The following is a 20826-nucleotide window of genomic DNA, read 5'->3' on the forward strand; positions in this document are numbered from 1 at the left end:
GTTCACTCCTTCCCTCTTTCTTTTTATTAATCATAGTAGAATACATATTTATTAATAGCTGCATACGCCACCCCTATAATTGCAAATACCACTACAATAAAGATCCATACCATTGCCGACCCTAATCCAAATTTAAACTCAGTAAAGATTGTTCTATGTACCAAGTTAATCATGACACTTGAAGACTTTGTAAAGTTATCTACAATAGAATAAATAACACATACAAGAATAAGTGGACTGATCATTGGAAAACTGATCTTCCAGAAAATTTCCCATTTTGTTCCACCTTCCATATAGGCTGCTTCATATATAGAAGGTGAAATAGCTTGGAAACCAGCTAAGAAAATAACAATAGGAATAGCACTCATAGCTACAATCGTTCCAATTCTACTTACTGAACTGGTTAAGAATAAAATAAGTTCTTGATTTAAATCCATCATATTTAATAAGTTAATAAAAGCACCTGAGAAATAGTACGCATCTTGACCTGTTTGTGCGTATTGAGAAACCAGCTGATCCATTCTCTCAAGCTGAATATATACTCCTGAAGATAAGATAACTGGTAAGAAAAAGATCCCTCTTACAAGCCCTCTTCCACGGAACTTTTGATTAAGTAAACTTGCCATAAAGAAGCTAAAAATAACAGTAATAGGTACATTGATAAGCTCTGTAAGGGCTTCTACAAGTACTTTACGATAGACAGGATCTACTAAGACCAGCTGTTTAAAATTAGCCAGACCTACAAATTCTAGTTCATACCCTGTTGTATTAACGGTTAGCTTAGAAAGGCTATAGATCAAAGAGGTCACTACTGGTATGAGTAAGAAAACAATGGAACCTATTATGAAAGGTAAAATAAATACATAACCCATTCGGCTCCTTTTCTTCTCCCATGAAACAACTTTCTTCTTACTTGCCATTTGTGCCACCTCCTATCGCATATGTATAAGGTTCTATCACTTGCCCACCATATATGTAAGGTAGATCTGAACCATTACACACAATCCATCCACCATCTGTGTAAGTCATTTTGTATCTATCTTTATCTAAAACTTCATAGGTTTTTATGTCCCCTGTTAAATAACTTGTACGCTCTTGTAAAAGTTTATTTTTCTCTAAGATATCCTCTTTCCAGGTTTCATATTGTGTTGAGTAGTACTCTGGATGTGTTGTCTTTCTAAGAGATTTATTAGGCTCTCCAGTTAATACATACGTAAATCCTGCACCTACTCCTATACTTTGTGTCACAAACTCTGAAGAGTTCGTAGATAAGTTTACAGGAATATCTGAGTAACTTACTCTGCCTCCTAAAACCATCTGTAAGAAAGGTACTGTCTGATCTGCACTATCAAATTGAGTTTTTGCTGATGCCACTCTTAAAGCATGCTCTACATAAGGCAATACGTAGGCATTCGCTCCATTTGTTACTATTTTTTGTCCTTCATTGATCTCGGCAATAGCAGCTTCTATCATATTCATACTATTTTGTCTTTCAATAGGTGTCTTCTTCTTGAAATCTGAATTAAGCTGCACCCCTAAATCTCTTAGTGAAATACCACTCTCTCCTATTTGCATAATTGCTTCATGATTGCTTTTTGCTACCTGTGCAACCGTTACTGGATTCAAAATGTAACTTGATCGTTCAAGTTTATTGACCTTTAACGTATTAGGTGAGTAAGGATAATTCATTGCATATTCATTAGTAATCAAATAAGCTGCATTCTTAGATTTAGAAAAACTGTCTAACATTCCAGGGTTATAAACATATTGTGGGTCTACATCGATATAAAGTTCTATACCTTGTGCCTTAGTCCACTCCATAAAAGCTTCTAACTCTTTTTGTGTTCCAAGATTTTTATTCAATTTGAAGTTGCGTGTTGCTACATCATCTAACCCATCTTCACCAAATCCTAAAAGTCTAACAACTAAAGGTCCTACATCCTCTGCAACTAAATCTTCTACAATACTTCTTACTTGTGCAAGAGTTGTGAAAGTCTCTAGTTTTCCACTACCTAATGAAAATTCACCCTCTTTATTGGCAACTGCACCTATAAATTCTAAATAAATATAAGGTGACAGAGTTTGCATAGCTTCTTTACCTCCATCAAATAGCTCATTGGCATAGTATTTTGCCATATCAGTAAGTCCACAGTTGTTCTTATCAAAGAAATGATATGTAACAGTTAAATTACCTTCATATAATTTCTTTTGCAAAAGGTTAAATGCTTCTGCACCATTTTGTGAACCTTGTAAGTATGACTTAGCCATTTGCCTCACATTAAATACTGGATAAGCTGTTGCATGGGCAATGTCACTACCAGGCCAAGCATGAATCTCTGTAAAGGCTTCTCCTTCACTTACCATCCCTAGCATTGCCTTATTGGTATATTGTGTTGCAAATAGAGGTAGATAGGCTTGCTCTGGTCGGAAGATCTGCTCCTCTACAGGTATTGCTTTATCTGAACCATAGATAGGTACTCTATAGGCTCCTGCACTATCTTTTCCATTATAAAATGTCATTAAAGACCCTGAACCATCTGGTAAGAGGAACTGTCCTTCTTCCCCATATTCAGGTGAACCAAAGTTTTTGAGTAGCGTTAAACTTAAGATTTTTCCACCATTAACCTCTATCATTTCCTCTACAGGTATACTCACCTTAAGTTCATCACCATCTAGAGTCATACACATATTGATATGAAAAGCAACATTTTTGCTTGTCTTAAGCTCTCCTGCATGCTGCATATCGACCTCATAATCTTCCTGTGTATACCCTGTAGCTTCTAGGATTCTACTAATTTCTTTTTGCATGCTACTTGGTAGATTACTTTGAGTTAAAACATATAATGGTTCATTCTCTAAGTTAGGATATTCTTTTAATAAAGACGCTTTCTTTTCTGATGAGACCTTTTCAAGGTCTGGTAAAAAGTAACTTTGCTTAAATCTAAGTTGATCAAAACTACTTTCAATTTTTTCTATAATAGCTTCAAAGCGTTCTTTACTCATAGCTGGTGGGCAAAATACATCTTGAGCAACTTCCCCTAATGTAAACCCAACTTTTATACCATTTTCTATAAGTTCAGCACTATACTGCCCTCTTGCTACACTGTCTGAATGACTATACATTCTTGAAAAATTATTCTTTTCATCTACATAATAAACCTCAAATAAAGACTTCTCAGCATTTACAGCAGGTTCACTTGTAACTGTTTTAAATGTTGAGCCATCTTTCTTATTGGTTATCATAAATTGAGCTGCACTTTCCCAATAAGATAGCGCTAGAAATTCATTTTCTGCTACAACTTTATAAGCTTCATCACTATCAGAAAAGGCTGTCGTATTAGGCTCAATAAGACCGTCCGGTAATACATGTGCTACTTCCTCTGTGGCACATGCTGTGAGTAAAGAAAGTGTACTTATAATAAGTAGCAACCAAATAATCTTTTTCACAAGCAATCCCCTTTCTTCTTGATTTATTAAATTTAGTCTGCCTCTTAGGTCAGGTTACAACCTATTCACTATCTCAGTTTTTAAATCCACAACAAAAGCTAAGATTTCTTGCATTAAGGCTATGCAAAGTAATAAAATAAATAGAATTATCACAATAACTAATAAAGAAATAAGGCTAACCAGTATTGTCTTTTTCAAACTATAGTTATGTGTTTGCATAACACTTGCTATAAGTAGAATACCTACCCATAAGTAAGCAACACTGATAAAGAAAGTACAAAGTACACCTTCATCAAAAATCAAAAAGTTAGAACACAATGTCACACAAGGTAATATGATAAGCATCGGTGTTAAGCTATACCCTGTCGCCATAATAATGTCTTTATAAGATCCTTCCCCATCCATAAGTGTTGATACACACCAAGTACTTCCAGTCCAAAGAATAAGTGGTGCATAAGCTTTTAATAAATCAAACATAAAGTTATAATCTTCTATTCTAACTTTATTGAAGATAAAGCTTGTGCATAGGGATTGGATAATAAATACACCACCTAAGGCTACCATCAACCCCGCTGCTACTTTCACACTGCCACGCTTTTCATGTTTTAAATCCCAAAAACCATCTAGTGGACGGAAAATAACATAAAAGGCATAAGCAAAAGGTCCCTGTTTCTTAACCACTTTCTCTTTTTTGCACCAATATTTTTTATACATTCCATAAATCATATAAAGGATCAATAACCCTATAATACTTAATGCAACAGGCGTAAAATATTGGTTAATCAATTCTCTACGATAAAACTGAAAAGCTTTTGAATAGCCTTCTTGATCTTCCCCTTGCTCAAAGTAGTACATCGCTAATTCCATATCACGTTCATGATAAGCAATCTTACCCATTTCTCGCATAATGACAGGATGATTGTTGTTCATGGCATAAACCTTTTGCCATGCTGCTTCTTCTTGTACTAACTCATTTTTTTCTCGGTAATGGCATGCTTCTAATATAGTTCTACCGTAATCTGTAAGATTAAAGGATACAATTTTATTCTTCACCCCGTCTAATACAAGGAAATGGTTATTGAAATAGACCAATGAAGATGGTGAAGTCATTGTCCCTTCTGTTTGACCTAATTCTCCAAAAATAAATAACATAACACCACTTGAATCATAAACAAATACTCTTCCTCGTTTTTGATCCAAGATTGCATAAACACCATCTGAAAGTGTCAAACAATCTACAATCTGTGATGCACCTTTTATAGAACCTGTATTAGAAAATTCCAAATCTCCACAAACAGAGTCATAATCCATTCTTCTAAGAACATCATCTCCTCTAGCATTCAACTTACGTACAAACTTCATACCTTCTTTATTGTTCTGACTCATTGTACCGGTTGTCGCATAAACAAAGCCATCTGCATCTACTGAAATATTGTTGTACTCAGCTGGTACAAATGCTGCCATACGTTTTTGTTGTTCTTTTGTAGAGAATAATCTCCATATAGCATCTGTTATGCTATATGTAACTTTTGATGCACCTAGAAGTTGAACAAATTCCCCTTGCCTATCTAATTCTATAAGTCCCATATTGAAGCCTTTAACACAAACAAAAATACGCCCTGCTTCATCACATACCACTTTCGTAGGTAAGTAATTGAAATCTGTTGGAAGCATTTTAGATTGTGGCTTTTCAAAAAGGGCTATAACATCCCCTTGTGGACTTAACTTAACAATACGGTTATTATTTGTATCAGCTACAAATAACTGATCTTGTTCATCTACATATACACCTTCTGGAGAAGCAAAAGCTGTTTTAACTCCCTTTACTTCATACTCTGTATATTCTTTGACTAGTTTGTAGTCCTCATCCAACTTCAAAATACGATTATTTCCTGTATCGACTATGTAAAGATATTCGTTAGTAGCATATAAATCACTAGGCTTTTTGAGACTGGTTGTTCCCATTGTGGTATGATCAATATTTCTTCCCGGCTCAGCTGCTACAGGTGCTTTCACAAAATTATTTGGTCCATATAGATAACTTTGATTGGCCTCTTCTGCATAGACGTTCATCGTAGAACTTATTAGCATTACGATGAGTAAAAGCCATACTCCTAATTTCCTTACTCTCATGCTCATAACTCCTTTCGTCTAATTTTTATTCTTTCATTCCAGAAGACGCCATCGTTTCAAGAATATTACTTTGAGATAAGATGAATACTGTAATAGGTACAATAAGCATAATTACGCCTACTGCAGCTCCTGCTCCTGCCCTTGCTACACCACCTGCTGTAATTTGGCTCATAGCATAGGAAAGTGTTTTCTTCTGTTCTGAGAAAATGTACACACCTCCTGTAGCATTCCATAAAGATTGAATGGTGAACATACTAAGGGTTAGCCACGCTGGTTTTAAGTTTGGCATTACAATCTTCCACAAAATATACCACTCACTTGCACCATCAATTTTAGCTGCTTCTAACAATGAGTCAGGAATTCCTGACATAAATTGTTTCATCAAGTATAATCCAATAGGTGCTCCAAATGCTGGTACAATAACAGACATTAAAGAATCTACCCACCCTAAATGTTTCATAATGATAAAGTTAGGAATTTGAGTAACCGCTGGTGTGAACATCAATGTGGATACAATGATTTTAAAGAAAAGATCTCTTCCTGGGAATTTTCTTTTCTCTAATGCGTAGGCTGCCATAGATGCACAAATAATATGTCCACCAAGTCCAACTACAGTAATGAATACTGTATTAAAAAGATATCTTGGGAAAGGTACCCATGACTCTCCAAGTAAAAGTCCTAAATCACTAAAGTTAGTCAGTGTTGGATTCATCACAAAGATTTTAGGTGGAAATCTAAATAATTCATCCATTGGCTTAAATGCATTACAAATGGTATAGACAAGTGGCAGTACCATAAAGCATCCCACAGTAGCTAATAAGATTAAGTTCAGCATATTCCCTGTCGCTGAACGCCCTACTCTTGCGCCCATGGATTTTCGCCACTTGTTAATTGTTTTATTTTTAATTACCAAGGATACATTCTCCTTTCTTCTTAACGTCCAAGTTTATGAAGCAATTTTTGAATAATATGGTTTAACACAAGCATGGTGATAAACAAAATAGTTGCAATAGCACACGCATATCCCATATCAAACCTTACACCACCATAGTCATTTAAGTGATTCAATATGGTATGTGCTGCGTAGTCAGTACTTGGACTTCCACAAAGCTGTGCAGTAACATCTGCTACTGTAAAAGAAGAAGTAATTGTCATAACAGCACCAAACATAAGCTGTGGTCTCATAGAAGGGAATGTAATATACCAAAGTTCTTGCCAACGGTTTTTAATCCCATCAATATAACCCGCTTCATATTGTGATTGGTCTACCATTTTAAATCCGGCTACGAAAGATAAGAACCCTGCCCCAAGACTCATCCACAACTGAACAATAATGACTACTGTAAGCATATACTGTGGGTCCGTTAACCATTTAATAGGTGCATTGACAAGACCTAAGTTAAGTAAAATAGCATTTAAATATCCATAGGCATCACCACTAAAAATGATAGACCATATTAAGAAGGCTGAGCCCGAGATAGATGGTGCATAAAATATAATAACCATGATTGCTCTTGGTATTGGTGGGAGTTCATTAATAAGCCATGCAAAAAAGAAACAAGCAAAATACCCTATAAGCCCTGTAATAGCAGCAATGATAAATGTATTTTTCAAGGCAATCAAGAAGACATCATCATTAACAAATAAATTGATGTAATTTTGAAAACCTATAAATTGTGCTGGCTCTAAAACGTTGTAATAGGTAAAGCTATAATATAAAGCTATCACAACGGGTAATAACGTAAATAAAATAAATATGATCCCAAACGGTGCTAAGAGCAAGTAGGCATCGTAGTTAAGGCGTACTTGTTTCATCACCTCTAAAAACTTCTTTTTTTGTATCTGTATGAAATTCACTGTAGCCCTCCTTATGTATATTGCTTGATTAATACTGTTCGATAACTGGCAATCCAAACTCTTTACGTTTACCAATCAACTCTTGATTAATAACATAAACATAATCGAGCAATGTTTCTCTTATATCTCCTTTTCCGGTTACAACCTTACGGAATGCATTATTGATATGTCTTCCTGTAAAGTAGCCCCCAGGTACTTGCTCTATACCTCTTCCCCACTTCATTTGCTCATTTAATACTTTATAGAACGCATTATCCCAAGGAATATTGCCGAATGCTTCAAGATTGGCTGTTGCATATCTAGCCGATGGACCTAATATACTTTCCATCTCTTTCCCAAATGCCACTTGAATTTCAGCACTTGTCCACCATTTCATAAATTCCCAAGATGCATCATAGTTTTTTGAATTCTTTAATATGAAACAATCTGATCCTGATATTGGTGTGCTATGGTCAATGGTTCCATCTGCTTTCATCGTTCCTGGAATAAGAGAAAATCCCCAAAGTCCTTTAATTTCTGGTGCAGATACCATCAGTGTATTAAAGTTTGCAAAGTTCCCTACAACAATAGGTGATTCCCCTGTCCTAAACCTAGTCAAAAAGTCATACTCTTGTGGTAAGGCATAGTTGACAAATAAATTGGTCCATTGCTTAAATGACTCAAGCCCTATTTCCGAGTCTATATTACTGGCCATTCCATTATCCTTATAAATCTCTCCTCCATTTTGGAAAAGCATTGTATAGTATGTACTTGTTCCTGCCTCAATAAGATCTGCCCTTGGTACAGATACTGGAAGAGCAAAATTCATATTGTTCTTAAGAAGTATTGGAATAGTAGCTACTACATCTATCCAAGTTGTTGGTACTTGCACGCCTAGCTCTTCTAATACATCTGTCCTATAAAACATAACATTAAAGTTTTGTGTTTCAGGTAGAGCATATACTTTATCTTCAAATGTTAAAGGCACCATACGCTCTGGTAAGAATCTCTTTGCCACTTCCTCAAAATCAGCAAATCTATTCAAATCAATAACTGCATCCCTTACAGCATAGTTAACAGGTTCTGTATCTCCCATGCTTAGGGCTACATCTGGCCCAATACCTGCTACTGTAGCAGGTAATAATGAGCCTGCTGTTACCAATTGTAAGTCTACATCTATGCCATAGTGAGGCGTAAAATACATATCAATTAACTTACGTAGTACCTGTGCTTGGTCACGACCTGTAGGAATCCATACTTTTATACTTGGTCTTTCCTCTGTCTGAGATGTAGTTGTTCCTAAAGTTGCATAATCATCTGAAAAAGATTTAAGGAAGTTTTTAAATCCATAGATAAACTGTTCAATAAACGTTGCATTTGGTGTTGCTAACTGTACATCCTCTTTAGAAACAATAGCAATATAGTCAAGCGCTAAAGATTGGTCTCTCACTTTTACAAGCCAGTTGGCTAGTGCACCATTGTTGGACTTGAAGAAGTCTAACTCTCTAGGAATGATATCTGCATCTTTACTCATCTTTCTAAGTTGTCTAGCTGATACTTCAAGAGCTGCATTATTTTGTCCTTTACCACTATACGCACTCATCCAATCTGCTACTGCTTGTAGCTCCTCAGCTAGTCTTGTCATCTCTCCTGTTAGCTCAGGCATCAGCGTTCCTAGGCGATAATCTCTCATCCTATCTGGTGTAGCGCCTGTAATGATCATAATATCTGTATAAAGATTATTAAGTTGTAAAAGGATATCTTGTACTTTCCTTGTCTGAGTCGTAACCTCTCCTAAATTTGCTTCAAGCTTTAACTCATGAACACCAGGTTCTAAGTAAAGCGTATACGCTCCATTCTCATCACCTAACTCTACAAGTTGCCACTTAGGTTGATAACCAAACTCCCAGTTAACAAATTCTTTAAAAGGAACTTCTCCATCTATAGAAATCTGACGACTTGACTTAAAGTCACGGTTATAGTTTTGTTTCGCTTTTAAATAGATGGTATAAAGTCCTGCCTCTTTTACTTCAAATTCCCAAACTAAATTTTGTCCAGGTATACTCCAGTTGGTCCCCCCTATCATATTGAGAAGTTGTGCATCTTCATCATATGGTATAGTCTTTGGACTGGTTCTATCGTGCTGAGCATAAAGGACTGGTGTAGATTTATAGTTTGCTTTTTCAGCATCCAAAAAGATTGTGTCTTGCCCAGCTAATTTCTTATCTTGATAGTTTGTTTTATAATCTTGATAAGATTGTTTTTCACTTAAAGGGGTTGCCCATACTTTACCAATGGTCATCGGTTCGCTTACCCCTTCAATCGTTAGTGTATTCATCCCTTTTTCTAAGTAAAATAAGTAAGGTTCACTATAATACCCCATTGAATCTTTTACAAAATCCTTTTGTAATTTTTTCACTTCCAACTGGGAAGGCCTAATTTCATTTTGATTTTGGTCACGCTTTCCAATATCTGAAGGATTATCTATGTAAGTTCTTGCAAATTCTACATCTAATGCACCACTATGCTGTATTTCATCATTAATATAAAAAGTACGTTGTATAGGCGATCCTCTATCATACTCTGCTACATACTCCAGTTCTATGGCATATAATCCAGCTTCCTCTACCTGGGCTGTCCATACTATACGATCACCTTCTTGGGTATAAACCCCCTCCTTCATTCCTTCTATATAATCATTAACAATCATAGGAGAAGCTTGTTGCTCATTGCCTATCTTAAACTCTACCAGCTTAGTAGGACGTTTAGCATTCTCATAAGTTGCTAAAAAAGCTTCATAGTCACTTGCTTTTAATACAGCTTGTGTAGCAACTTCAGATGTATCCGTATAGGTATTAGCACGTGCAACAGGTACTATTGTCGAAAACATAAGTGTACATAAGCCTAAAGCCACATACTTCTTAAATCGCTTCATGAAAATCGCTCCTTTCCTTTTTATCCCAATTCATTGCGCATAATAGTGAGTAATGTATGTTCTTCATCATAGGAATACTCCCATGCCATAATGCCTGCAATTCCCCATTTCTTTACTAAATAACATTTATATTTCAGTGATGCTTCATCTTCATAAGTGATAAAGTTATTGCCATTAAATAGATAAGGTGCATGTGCATCTTCATCCCAATGGCGTGTGTAACCTTTTTTATCTACGTATTCTTTTATTAACTGTGTATAACCTGGGCCATAGTCACTAGGCGTACCTACATAACTATGTAAGCCATTATTCTTATCTTCTACATCTTTCCATTGTCTAGAATAAAATGCTGCCCCTATAATAAGTTTTTCTTTAGGTACACCTCTTTTAATAAACAGCTCAATATTTTCCTCTGTGCTACCTTCTTTTACGATATCTGTGTTCATCTTCGTTGGACAAGAGTGGTGCATTGTTGTATGCTCCCCTGCATTAATGTCATAAGTCATTAGATTCACATAATCCAAATACTGTACTGATTGTTCAAGCTCTGTAATTTCAAAGTACCAAGTCTTACTTCCAGCAGCGATTGAAAGCCCTATATGCTTCTCCTTTGAAATGTTGTCTAATGCTTCTCTAAGTGCTTTAAGTAAAATTGTATGATTATGCCTTTCTTCTTCACCAGATGGATATTCCCAGTCTATATCTACACCATCGAAATCCCACTCTATTACGTGTGTGATAATACTATCTACTAAAACTTCAAGGTCTTGAGCTGTGCGTGTAACTTCACCAAAGCTACATGTTTCACCACTTGCAAGCGTAAGGTAAATTTTTAGTCTTGGATTGATCTTTCTAATTTCTTTTATTCTTTCAATATTCGTCAAATGTTTTAAAGTAATTTTGCCTTCTTCCACAACACCAAAGGCTATATTCAAAATATCTAGTGCACAAATATCAGATTCGGTTAACTGTGCTATACTTTTATTTGTTGCATAAACTGATAAAATTCCCATTAAAATCACCTTCCTTTTTAACGTTTTTACTAAAATATTTCTTTTATTTATTAAATGATTATATTATTTCACTATATTTTTATCAATATATTTACCTAAACATAGTATTTTATTGTAAATTATTATTAAAATATTAGAATTTTATGTTTCAATATTTTAATAATAAAAAAAGTCCTTGTACAACCAATCAAAGTTGTACAAGGACACTTAGTTTATTATTCTATTCATCTAATAACTACTATCTGTAATACACTATCTGCTTCAGTCCCCTACCCCAAAGTCTGTATTATTATACAGTACTTCGAATCTTGGGTCTTTGTCTAAGTAAGCATACTTTTCTACAAACCATGTTACAAGTTCTTCATCTCGTTTGATGGCTGTTGTATTGTTCACATATACGTTAATGGTCGCATGGTCAAAGTTTGCTTCAACTATTGCCATATCACGTTCTATCATTTCTTTGGCTTGTCCCTTAATGCCTACCATCATACAAGGTGAATCAAAATATTGCTTGAGTTCTTTATAATCTTGGAATTTGGCATTTTTATTTAGAAATTCGTTTCTAAAAGTATAATCAAATGTTTCAACCCCTATTTTGAAGATAATAGGAATGCCAAAGAAATCTCTCATTTCTTGTAATCTATTTTTATAACACCAATGACTTTCTAAAAAAAGCTTTTCAATACCTTTTTCCTTAATAATCTCACGGATACGCCAAAGTGTTGCTTTGGGAAGTTCAAAACAACTTCCTGAGTTAATCACTTCTAACACTTTGTATTTTCCTGTAATGTTGGCAAGGACTTGTTCATTAAGACGATTCATCTCATCTTCTTGTGTCCCATTATCTTCTATGTAATCACAAAAACTACATTTGCCCCATACACAAGGAAATCCTTTTAAAAGTACAATCTCTCTTTGATTTTTGTTGGTTATTTCACTATAACGATCCATACGGTCTCCTTTATAAGCCTTCGTCGTGCGATTCTTGCTGTCCTATATTTGCTAGCTTTTTTAATGAACTTGGTAACACCCTTACTGTAGCAAGTACTAATAATACACCAACGTATTTATCAATGTAATCTGTAATAACCTGAACAATAAATACACTTACTACGGTTGGTACACCAATTACACCTAACACTTGTACAATATAAGATGATCCTGAAGACGTAACGCCTCCAAATACTGCAGCTGCAATCATAGCACTAATAATAGAAGTTGGTAAGGTAAAAATAAGTACACCAAGTGGTGTTTTATTCCCTTTTAAGTAACCTTTCTGGAACATCCACCCTGCAATAAGCCCTGTTGAAATCTGTACAGGTGCAAAATATAAAGAATAGATATCGAAAGTTACACCACTTACAATACTTCCTCCAAGTCCTGTTAATATGGCATATTTAGGTTCAAGTAAGCAGGCTACCATAATGGTACCAATGGAATCCATATAAATAGGCAATCTTAATGTAAGTGCTACAAAAGCCCCCACAATATTTAGTGCTATCCCAAATCCAACTAAAGTTATTTTTCTCACATCAACTTTTTGCTTCATCTTATAGTCCTCCTACCATAGAGTCTATAAGGCCTTCATAACCTACAAAAAGTTTTTTTAGAAATAGACTCATAAATTGTTTTTCATCTACGCTTACATTAATGATGGCATTAGGTTGCCTTTTATAGAAGTTTTCACTATCTACAATAGATTGCCCTACAGCAATGCCCTCCGTTACAACTTCTACTGAGCTTTCAAAACCTTGGCACAAGTTTCTATCTATAAAATAGGCCACGGCTAATGGGTCATTGATAACACATCCAATGATACCTTCTTGTTGCCAATGAAAATCAATGTAGAATCTTGTAATCTCAGTAATAAAGGTTGCAAGTTTTTCATCTAAACGATTTATGAATTCTATTAAGTTTGGTGTTAAAACAATTTTTCTTGTCACATCTAACCCAATCATATGGATTTTACGTGGTAAATGTTGATAAGTATAATCTGCTGCATGCGGGTCTACCCAGTAATTAAACTCTGCGACAGGTGAACAATTTCCATGAATCCTATAGGCACCTCCCATTGAAATAAATTCATCCAAATACCCAAAGGCTTCTTCATCTTGCATTAATGCCTTTGCAATATTTGTAAGTGGACCTAGTGCAATAATAGATACCTTCTCTTCTTTTCTTAGCGTATCTAAAATAAACTGCACACCATCTTCATGAATAAATGATTCCTCTACACCCTTGTAGAACATCTCACCTAGTCCATCTTCTCCATGTGTATCTTGCGCTGTTACCAGTTCCCTTTCTAGAGGAACCTCTTCCCCTACATACACAGGAACCTGTGTCTTTTCACAAAGTTCTAAAACTTTAAGGGCATTTTTTGCTCCCATCCTTGCAGGCACGTTGCCACTGCACACCGTGATACCTACTACATCCAGTTCTTCTGACTTTAATGCCAGCATCAGTGCTAATGCATCATCAATTCCTGGATCACAATCAATAATTACCTTTCTTCTTTCCATAACTTTCTTCCTCCTTAAGTTTATTAAATAGTTTAAGGAGAACCACATAAAAATTTTGAGTATTCTAAATCAAATAAGCCCCTTTAATGATAAATGTTTCATCAAAAGGGGCTCAATTACTCTCAATATTCTTATGCTAAGGGTCTAACAATATACTGCCACTATATGTTTACCTTAGTTTTTTATACTGGGAGGTTCTCGAACCAGTCCTAGAGATTTATTCTAGATTTACCTTGCTATAGTAGCATGTTTAAAACTATATTTCAACTTTCTCTTAAAAAGCTCTTTCTAAAAATAAATTGTTTCTACGTAAAAAAATCCTGTCTAACTAGATTTAAGTCTCTAACTAAACAGGATTTCTATTAATTAACAATTCCAGTTAATCTTGGCTGGATTTTTTTCGTCTTTTGCGGCAATCTCACATAGAGCTGCTTCCATTTTAGCACATTCATTTGCTGCAAGCTGATCATAAGTGTCTGCTGACTCATTTATTCCAACTTCATTATAGGCAATAGCTGCCGAACCATAAAATGCAACCGCTAATGAATGAGTTGGTGTATAAATAATCCCTGCTGCTGCACCAACAGCTCTAGCGGCCGCTTGAGATGCTGGACTTGCTTCTGCTTCTTTTGCCGCAACTTGCACTTCTTTGATTATTTTCTTAGCAATATGTAATTTGATCTTGCCATCAAGATAGTCCTGAGCCGCATTCAATGCATTTGCTAGGCGATTATCATTAGGATAATCCTTTTTATAAATAGGAAGTATATGGGCCTTGGCATAGTCCATTCCCCAAGTTGCAAGGGTTACTGTACTTTGTGTTTCAATTAATCTCATAAGAGATACTATATAGGGTGAATCCGCACTTCCAAGCATTTTTCTTAGTTTTGCCATCTCAATACGCCCTCTCTCTTGTATTTATAACTTTTCTTAGCTATCTCCTTACTTCTTAAATAGTGTTTACCCTACTCAAGAGGCTTTAAATTCTCTGTTCCATCTAAACTTAAAATCATTTGTACTAATAATTCAATCTCTGTTTCAATATCTTTTAGACTTGCAACTTCACATGGTGCATGCATATATCTAAGTGGAAGTGATACAAGTGCCACCGGCACACCTTTTCCAGTTAATCTAATACGGTCTGCATCAGTACCTGTTGAGCCTGGAGTAAGCTCATATTGAATAGGTAGTTCATTGACTTTAGCTACTTTTTCAAGTAACCCATTAATCTTCTTACTAATTGGTGCACCTTTTGAAAGAATAGGCCCTTTGCCAAGTGCTATCTCGCCACTCTCTTTAGGACTCATATCTGGATGATCTGTTGCAAATGATACATCACAAGCAATCGCCATCGTTGGATTGATATGGCTTGCTGCAAAGTACGCACCACCCATATTGGTTTCTTCATTAACTGTACTTACCGCATAAACAGCAACTTTAGGATCTTTATCTGCAATTCTCCTTAAAACTTCCGCTACAATAAAAGCACCTGTTCTATTATCTAAACCACGTCCTACAATCTTGTCATTTAATAAATACTCATAGTTTGTATCGTAAATAACATAATCACCAATCATTACAAACTTTTCTACTTCTTCTTTCGTATTGGCACCACAATCTATGTATAAGTCACTTACCTCAATCTTATCTTTAGGTCCACCTTTATGTTGAGGCTTCACCCCTACGATTCCTTTAAGTGTCCCCTCATGCCCTAATACTTTTACAGTCATCCCTAATGCTACTTTAGGATTAATGCCACCTGCTTTAGTTACATAAATATAACCATTTGAATCAATATAACTTACCATAAAGGCAATCTCGTCACAGTGACCAGCTAACATTATCTTAAAAGGGTTATCTGGATTTACAGATGCCATCACATTACCTATCATATCTGTTTCTATTTGATGTGCAAAACCTTTTACATAGTCCATCCATACTCTTTGAACGGCTACTTCATCTCCTGATGGAGAAGGTGTTGTAATTAATTGTTCTAAAAATGCTTTTGATGTTGCTTCCATATTATGCCCCCTGCTATCTCTTATTTAAATTTATATATTTTGCTATGCTTTAAACTTACTACGCTTTCTTCTATATCGTTTTATCCATTCTATGAACAGCTGTATGCTTATTTACACCCATTACTACAAGTGGAATAAATACGAGTTGAATGAGAATACCTGGTATACCTGTTACAACAGCGCCTTTTATGAAAAGGAAAGGACTAGGTAATCCAACCATAAAGAATGTGGCAAGAATCCATACCATCATTCCTGATGCTATACGGCCACAAATCATTGCACCTATTAAAGAAACATATACATTTAACTTATACTTTCTAGAGAGTAAACTTGTAACCACTCCATATATTGCAAGCTCCACTAGCATATAAGGTAATACCGGAAACATAGGTGGCATACCTGTGAGTAGTGCACTTAATATAGGCGTTACAATTCCTACGAGTAAAGCATAGGGAGCACTTAGAAAGAACCCTGCCATAATAACTGGTATATGCATAGGTAAGAATACCGGTCCTGCTCCTCCCATCCCATGAAACACCATAGGCAATATAAGACCAATCGCTACAAATATTCCTGATGTCACTAATTGTTTTGTTGAATTTTTCATTTGTATATTACTCCTTATCATACTCTACACTTTTATCTAACTCATTACTTCCACTAAGTTAAATTCTAATGTGTGTATTTTTTACTTAAGTATATATTATCATGAAAAATATAATAGCAAAACCTAAATAAAATAGGACTAGCATATTTACACTAGTCCACTCTTATCTTTCTATTCTCCTACTTTTACAACAGCAGGCACTTCTTCACCATTTGTATCTACAGTAATACTTTCAATCACTACTGGTTCCACTGGTTTATCATTTGAATCTGTTTGTACTTTTTCTAATGCTTCAATCACTTCAATTCCTGAAGTTACTTCTCCAAATGCTGCATATTGCCCATCTAAACCTGCATTGTCAGCTGACATAATAAAGAACTGGCTCCCTGCTGAATCAGGTTGCATACTTCTTGCCATAGAAATAACACCCTTTGTATGTTGAAGATCATTTCCCTCATGTCCATTTCCTGAGAATTCTCCCGGAATACTATATCCTGGTCCACCTGTTCCTACACCTTGTGGATCTCCACCTTGAATCATAAACCCTTCAATAATACGGTGGAAAGTAAGTCCATCATAAAAGCCGCTGTTTGCTAAAGTTACAAAGTTGTTAACTGTATTAGGTGCTTTTTCTGGATAGAGTTCTAATGTTACCGTACCATAATCTTTAACTGTCATTGTAACAATAGGGTTACTTTTCATTGCTTGCACCTGTCCTGTTGGTGCTTTGCTTGATGCAGGGCTTCCACACCCTACAAGTAATGTACTCATACATAAAATCATCGTTGTAAGTAGTTTTCTTTTGTGTCTCATCATTTTCCTCTTCTTTCTTCTTTGGCTCCCCATTATTATGTTCATTATATCCTATTTTTATATAATTTAAAATATCTGCCTCTGTTTCTCTATAATTCAAAATAATCATACTTCAATATTTATTTAAAACTTTTATTTTTATTAACTTCTAACAGAGGCTATGCAAGGTCTTCATCCCTCACAGCCTCTGTTAGAAATTTCTATTCAGTTATCAATCAAAGAACTACTTATACGGCACTTGTTTCAGTCTTCTTTTACTTCGCTAATGTATCTACAATGTAAGCATAGAGATCATTACGTTCATATACTTGTTGATGTTCCTCTTCTCCCATATTCTCAATAATTTGGTTTATTGTATCACGAAGTACATCTTTACTTTCTTCTCCTAATACATTGATAATACATATTGCCTGTTGATCTCCAATTTGAACAGTGACAGTAGTAATACCTGCCTTATTTGCTACAACATGTCCATCTTGTGTAACACTTGCAATTTGTGTATCTCCACTTTCCCAAATTGCTATCATTTTTGCTTTTTCCACTATTTGATAGCTAAGCTCATGTGATGCACCTACCTCAAGTGTAATAATACTATCGGTAAAGCTTAGTTTACGTGAGCCTTCTAGTAATTGGTCTATAGCTTGTTGTAACTTTGCCTTAGCAGTATCTACTTCTTGTTGAGTAGCTGTTTCCTTATCCATTATAATTGTTGCTTCTTCCTTGGCTAATTCTAAGACTAACCAAGATTGTTCAGTATACACTAAAGGATTGAGTCCATTTGCTTGTTCTAATAATGTCTGAAGCTCTGTTTTATCTACTACTTCAGCTTTAGGATTAATCGTACATGTAGCAGTCTTCACAGTACCTTGGAAGTCTGTAATTGTTGCAGTAATAGTAACAGGGTCTGTAATCTCTTCTTTTATCACTACTTCTGACACAAATCCACTCGTCTTTTTAACACTTACCACTTCTGGATGACTACTAGTCCATTTCAAGTATTCACTACCATCAAAGCCTTGTCCTTCTGGTGTTGTTATAGCTGTAAGTTTAGCTTTTTCTCCTACTTCCATCTCTAAGGATGTTTTATCTAGAGCAAGGTTTAAAATTTTAGGTTTTACTTTTACATAACATGTACTTGACTTACCATCTGCTGTAAGTGTAATCCCTACACTATCACGTACATTTTGAAGTACACGAATCTTACCTGTATCATCAACACTGACTACATCAGGCTTTTTACTTGTAAAGGTTACAGAGTTTGGTACTGCACCTGCTGGACTAATACTATACTCCAGTTGTACTTCATCCCCTTCAAATACATTATCTATTGGTGCTTTGATACTTACACTACCTACTACTGGCATAATGGTTATATATGTACTATCTTTAAATCCATCTACCTCTAGGTTAATTTTTATACGCATAGGCTTTGATGGATTTGCCGTTACCCTCACGAGACCTGTACTTGAAATATCAATATAGTTCCCTGCACTTGAAGACCATGCGAGTGCACCATGTTGTACTCCTTCTGGTAAGATATCATAGGTAAGTTGATAAGTTTGTTGAGAATATAATCCACGGTCTGGTGTATGAAGTCTTATCCCTTGCATGCCTTCTGGTTGTGTTTCTGGTACAGTGATAGTGATAGTTTGTTCATCAAACACACGTAATCCATTGGGAGTATAATATCTAATTTTAGCCCATACTTCATATTCTTCACCCGGTTCAACATTAGCGATTTCTAAGAAGTAGCTATCATCCACTGCTGGCTTATCATATACCATTTCTGTCCATTTTTCTGCACCTTTTTTGCGATACTTAACATTATTCCAAGTAGCCCCTTCTTCTCTTACAATCCAATACCCATCTTCACTAATATGAATAGGTACTGTAAGTTTCTTATTTGCCTCAGTATAAATAGCCTGTTCTGAAACATTTACTGTACAGTATTGTCTACCAAGATCTTTTAAATCTATATACTTTTTAACTGTTTTTGTACTTCCATCTACTGTAAGTTCTACATAAATATAACCATCTGAATCTGTATCAGTCACAGTAAAATCATGAACAACTGAATATCCGGTTTTACTATCATAATCATATTTTGTTGTTGAAATTTCTCTAGCATCAGACATATCTTCTTTATTAGCAACTTTAATATGAATTTGAGATTCTTTAAGTCCATCAATTCCTAACACTCTAGTAGAAATGCCTAAGCTATATGAAGTAGGTCCTCCGTTGATTTTCCTACTTCTTACTTCTCTAATTTCCACTGTCTCTGTCGTTGCTTTTTCTGTTGCTTCTACAACTTCGCTTATCATAGTAGGTGTTGTAGCCAGAACAGGTTGTGCCCCTATTGCCGTACTTAATACCACTGTTGCCATTAAGAGCTTAGCAGATTCTTTTTTTAGACGTTTCATTAGTTTCATATATTTACTCCATCCTCTCATTTATTCCTTGCACTATTTCATATAACTTCTCAACCTCTTGTAACTTCCTCTTATAATAGTCTTTCATCACTTCATACTCTGATTGATTATAACGCTCTAATACTATGCTATATAAATCTTGTAGTGCCTGACTTTCTTGCTGTGCCTCCAAACGCAACCCACTTGATGTCGTTACATTTATAAATCTGTAACTATATTCAGGCATTGCCTCTAAAATGCCATTTTCTATAGCATTATCTATTTGCTCCATCTGCTCTATTGTCAGTTCATCAAAACACTCTTTATTTTTTTTAACCAACCATTCTGTCTCTTTTTCAAAATCAATCCCTAATCTTTCTATCATTTGGTTAGCACTTGTTGTAACACTTACTACTTGATGATTTGCTACATTTTGCAAATTTCCTAATGCACCTTCTTGAGCATCTATAACGTTATTTTGATACATACTTATTAAATGGTTTTGATTTTTTAAGGTTTGCTCATTAATAATCTTTTTTGACTCTTCCACAAACCTTATTTTCCAATCTCCTAAGCCTGCTTGTACACTCATTTGTATCCCTAGTATAAGTACTCCTCCACCTATTACACATACTTTCCATCTACTCTTCAACATAAAGACGCTCTCTTTCCTCTGCAGAGTCTTCTTCAATAAATAGGGCTGATGATGTAGTTGTCGTTATTTGATCTTTCATGGTCTCTTGTTTTTGTTCTGCTTTTTCTCTATAGAGTAGTAACTGTTCTGCTTTTTTACGCTCTAATTCAGCTTGCAAAGCGCTTTGACTTTCTTCCATGTAGGCCTCTAATTCCTCCATAGAAACTTCTATTTCTTGACGTATCTGTGTAATCAACTCTAGCTGATACTGAGTTGTTTCTGTTTCAACTATGTCTTGCCATGTCTTAGTGGCATTTTCAAGCTGCTTTTCATACCATGTGTATAACGTATAAGGCACTATAGCTTGCCCCCATACTGCTGTTATACATCCTGTAATAGTAAGGAAAATTACCATCAGTATTATTCCCTTATTCCACTCATGCCTTCTCATAAAGATTCC

At 35.4% G+C, this 20826-nt stretch carries 17 protein-coding genes and 1 riboswitch; all 17 genes read right to left on the minus strand.

Annotated features, from left to right (window positions below; translation table 11 throughout):
• Window positions 1–26 precede the first annotated feature (26 nt).
• The 17 genes from PBV87_RS04975 to PBV87_RS05055 all read right to left on the minus strand — a co-directional run bounded on the left by PBV87_RS04975 (window position 27) and on the right by PBV87_RS05055 (window position 20817).
• The gene (locus PBV87_RS04975) at window positions 27–920 is read right to left on the minus strand and encodes a carbohydrate ABC transporter permease (protein WP_271011354.1); all 894 of its coding nucleotides are present in this window, start codon (window positions 918–920) and stop codon (window positions 27–29) included.
• Window positions 910–3447 (minus strand): DUF5696 domain-containing protein, encoded by a 2538-nt coding sequence (locus tag PBV87_RS04980; RefSeq protein ID WP_271011355.1) that lies wholly within the window; start codon window positions 3445–3447, stop codon window positions 910–912. Before PBV87_RS04980 ends, PBV87_RS04975 begins: the two co-directional genes overlap by 11 nt.
• Before the next feature lie 54 nt (window positions 3448–3501).
• A complete protein-coding gene (locus PBV87_RS04985; protein ID WP_271011356.1) occupies window positions 3502–5580 on the minus strand; it encodes a YIP1 family protein in 2079 nt (692 codons plus the stop codon).
• A gap of 25 nt (window positions 5581–5605) precedes the next feature.
• Window positions 5606–6493 (minus strand): carbohydrate ABC transporter permease, encoded by an 888-nt coding sequence (locus PBV87_RS04990; RefSeq protein WP_271011357.1) that lies wholly within the window; start codon window positions 6491–6493, stop codon window positions 5606–5608.
• A 20-nt stretch (window positions 6494–6513) separates the two neighbouring features.
• Entirely contained in the window at window positions 6514–7437 is a 924-nt protein-coding gene (locus tag PBV87_RS04995; RefSeq protein ID WP_271011358.1) for a carbohydrate ABC transporter permease, read from the minus strand.
• 28 nt (window positions 7438–7465) lie between these two features.
• Window positions 7466–10351, minus strand: coding sequence for an extracellular solute-binding protein (locus PBV87_RS05000; RefSeq protein WP_271011359.1), 2886 nt, complete (start codon window positions 10349–10351; stop codon window positions 7466–7468).
• Window positions 10352–10371: 20 nt separating this feature from the next.
• Window positions 10372–11364, minus strand: a complete 993-nt coding sequence (locus PBV87_RS05005) for a glycoside hydrolase family 18 protein (RefSeq protein ID WP_271011360.1) — start codon at window positions 11362–11364, stop codon at window positions 10372–10374.
• A gap of 261 nt (window positions 11365–11625) precedes the next feature.
• Window positions 11626–12315, minus strand: coding sequence for a radical SAM protein (locus PBV87_RS05010; protein WP_271011361.1), 690 nt, complete (start codon window positions 12313–12315; stop codon window positions 11626–11628).
• A gap of 10 nt (window positions 12316–12325) precedes the next feature.
• Complete coding sequence (locus tag PBV87_RS05015) at window positions 12326–12913, minus strand: ECF transporter S component (protein WP_271011362.1); 588 nt, start codon at window positions 12911–12913, stop codon at window positions 12326–12328.
• Between the two features lies 1 nt (window position 12914).
• Window positions 12915–13883: a nucleoside hydrolase gene (locus tag PBV87_RS05020; RefSeq protein WP_053984423.1), complete on the minus strand. Its 969-nt coding sequence runs from the start codon at window positions 13881–13883 to the stop codon at window positions 12915–12917.
• Window positions 13884–14051: 168 nt separating this feature from the next.
• Window positions 14052–14096, minus strand: a riboswitch (PreQ1 riboswitch).
• A 153-nt stretch (window positions 14097–14249) separates the two neighbouring features.
• On the minus strand, window positions 14250–14777 hold the full coding sequence (locus PBV87_RS05025) for a putative immunity protein (protein ID WP_271011363.1): 528 nt from the start codon (window positions 14775–14777) through the stop codon (window positions 14250–14252).
• Window positions 14778–14848: 71 nt separating this feature from the next.
• The gene (locus PBV87_RS05030) at window positions 14849–15904 is read right to left on the minus strand and encodes a M20/M25/M40 family metallo-hydrolase (RefSeq protein ID WP_053984425.1); all 1056 of its coding nucleotides are present in this window, start codon (window positions 15902–15904) and stop codon (window positions 14849–14851) included.
• A 70-nt stretch (window positions 15905–15974) separates the two neighbouring features.
• Complete coding sequence (locus tag PBV87_RS05035) at window positions 15975–16511, minus strand: ECF transporter S component (RefSeq protein ID WP_053984426.1); 537 nt, start codon at window positions 16509–16511, stop codon at window positions 15975–15977.
• A 171-nt stretch (window positions 16512–16682) separates the two neighbouring features.
• On the minus strand, window positions 16683–17213 hold the full coding sequence (locus PBV87_RS05040) for a peptidylprolyl isomerase (protein ID WP_334291894.1): 531 nt from the start codon (window positions 17211–17213) through the stop codon (window positions 16683–16685).
• A 365-nt stretch (window positions 17214–17578) separates the two neighbouring features.
• Window positions 17579–19744, minus strand: a complete 2166-nt coding sequence (locus tag PBV87_RS05045) for an Ig-like domain-containing protein (RefSeq protein ID WP_271011364.1) — start codon at window positions 19742–19744, stop codon at window positions 17579–17581.
• A gap of 13 nt (window positions 19745–19757) precedes the next feature.
• Window positions 19758–20387 (minus strand): hypothetical protein, encoded by a 630-nt coding sequence (locus tag PBV87_RS05050; protein ID WP_271011365.1) that lies wholly within the window; start codon window positions 20385–20387, stop codon window positions 19758–19760.
• Window positions 20374–20817, minus strand: coding sequence for a hypothetical protein (locus PBV87_RS05055; RefSeq protein WP_271011366.1), 444 nt, complete (start codon window positions 20815–20817; stop codon window positions 20374–20376). The genes PBV87_RS05050 and PBV87_RS05055 overlap by 14 nt, the downstream gene beginning before the upstream one ends.
• Window positions 20818–20826 lie beyond the last annotated feature (9 nt).

Source organism: Holtiella tumoricola (assembly GCF_027857615.1).
GTDB classification, from domain to species: domain Bacteria; phylum Bacillota; class Clostridia; order Lachnospirales; family Cellulosilyticaceae; genus Holtiella; species Holtiella tumoricola.

What these genes read in the sequence shown, in the direction of transcription:
- PBV87_RS04975 (WP_271011354.1), bottom strand. Translation starts at nt 920, where the DNA reads ATGGCAAGTAAGAAGAAAGTTGTTTCATGGGAGAAGAAAAGGAGCCGA.
- PBV87_RS04985 (WP_271011356.1), bottom strand. Translation starts at nt 5,580, where the DNA reads ATGAGAGTAAGGAAATTAGGAGTATGGCTTTTACTCATCGTAATGCTA.
- PBV87_RS05000 (WP_271011359.1), bottom strand. Translation starts at nt 10,351, where the DNA reads ATGAAGCGATTTAAGAAGTATGTGGCTTTAGGCTTATGTACACTTATG.
- PBV87_RS05005 (WP_271011360.1), bottom strand. Translation starts at nt 11,364, where the DNA reads ATGGGAATTTTATCAGTTTATGCAACAAATAAAAGTATAGCACAGTTA.
- PBV87_RS05010 (WP_271011361.1), bottom strand. Translation starts at nt 12,315, where the DNA reads ATGGATCGTTATAGTGAAATAACCAACAAAAATCAAAGAGAGATTGTA.
- PBV87_RS05015 (WP_271011362.1), bottom strand. Translation starts at nt 12,913, where the DNA reads ATGAAGCAAAAAGTTGATGTGAGAAAAATAACTTTAGTTGGATTTGGG.
- PBV87_RS05020 (WP_053984423.1), bottom strand. Translation starts at nt 13,883, where the DNA reads ATGGAAAGAAGAAAGGTAATTATTGATTGTGATCCAGGAATTGATGAT.
- PBV87_RS05025 (WP_271011363.1), bottom strand. Translation starts at nt 14,777, where the DNA reads ATGGCAAAACTAAGAAAAATGCTTGGAAGTGCGGATTCACCCTATATA.
- PBV87_RS05030 (WP_053984425.1), bottom strand. Translation starts at nt 15,904, where the DNA reads ATGGAAGCAACATCAAAAGCATTTTTAGAACAATTAATTACAACACCT.
- PBV87_RS05035 (WP_053984426.1), bottom strand. Translation starts at nt 16,511, where the DNA reads ATGAAAAATTCAACAAAACAATTAGTGACATCAGGAATATTTGTAGCG.
- PBV87_RS05040 (WP_334291894.1), bottom strand. Translation starts at nt 17,213, where the DNA reads ATGAAAAGTAACCCTATTGTTACAATGACAGTTAAAGATTATGGTACG.
- PBV87_RS05045 (WP_271011364.1), bottom strand. Translation starts at nt 19,744, where the DNA reads ATGAAACGTCTAAAAAAAGAATCTGCTAAGCTCTTAATGGCAACAGTG.
- PBV87_RS05050 (WP_271011365.1), bottom strand. Translation starts at nt 20,387, where the DNA reads ATGTTGAAGAGTAGATGGAAAGTATGTGTAATAGGTGGAGGAGTACTT.
- PBV87_RS05055 (WP_271011366.1), bottom strand. Translation starts at nt 20,817, where the DNA reads ATGAGAAGGCATGAGTGGAATAAGGGAATAATACTGATGGTAATTTTC.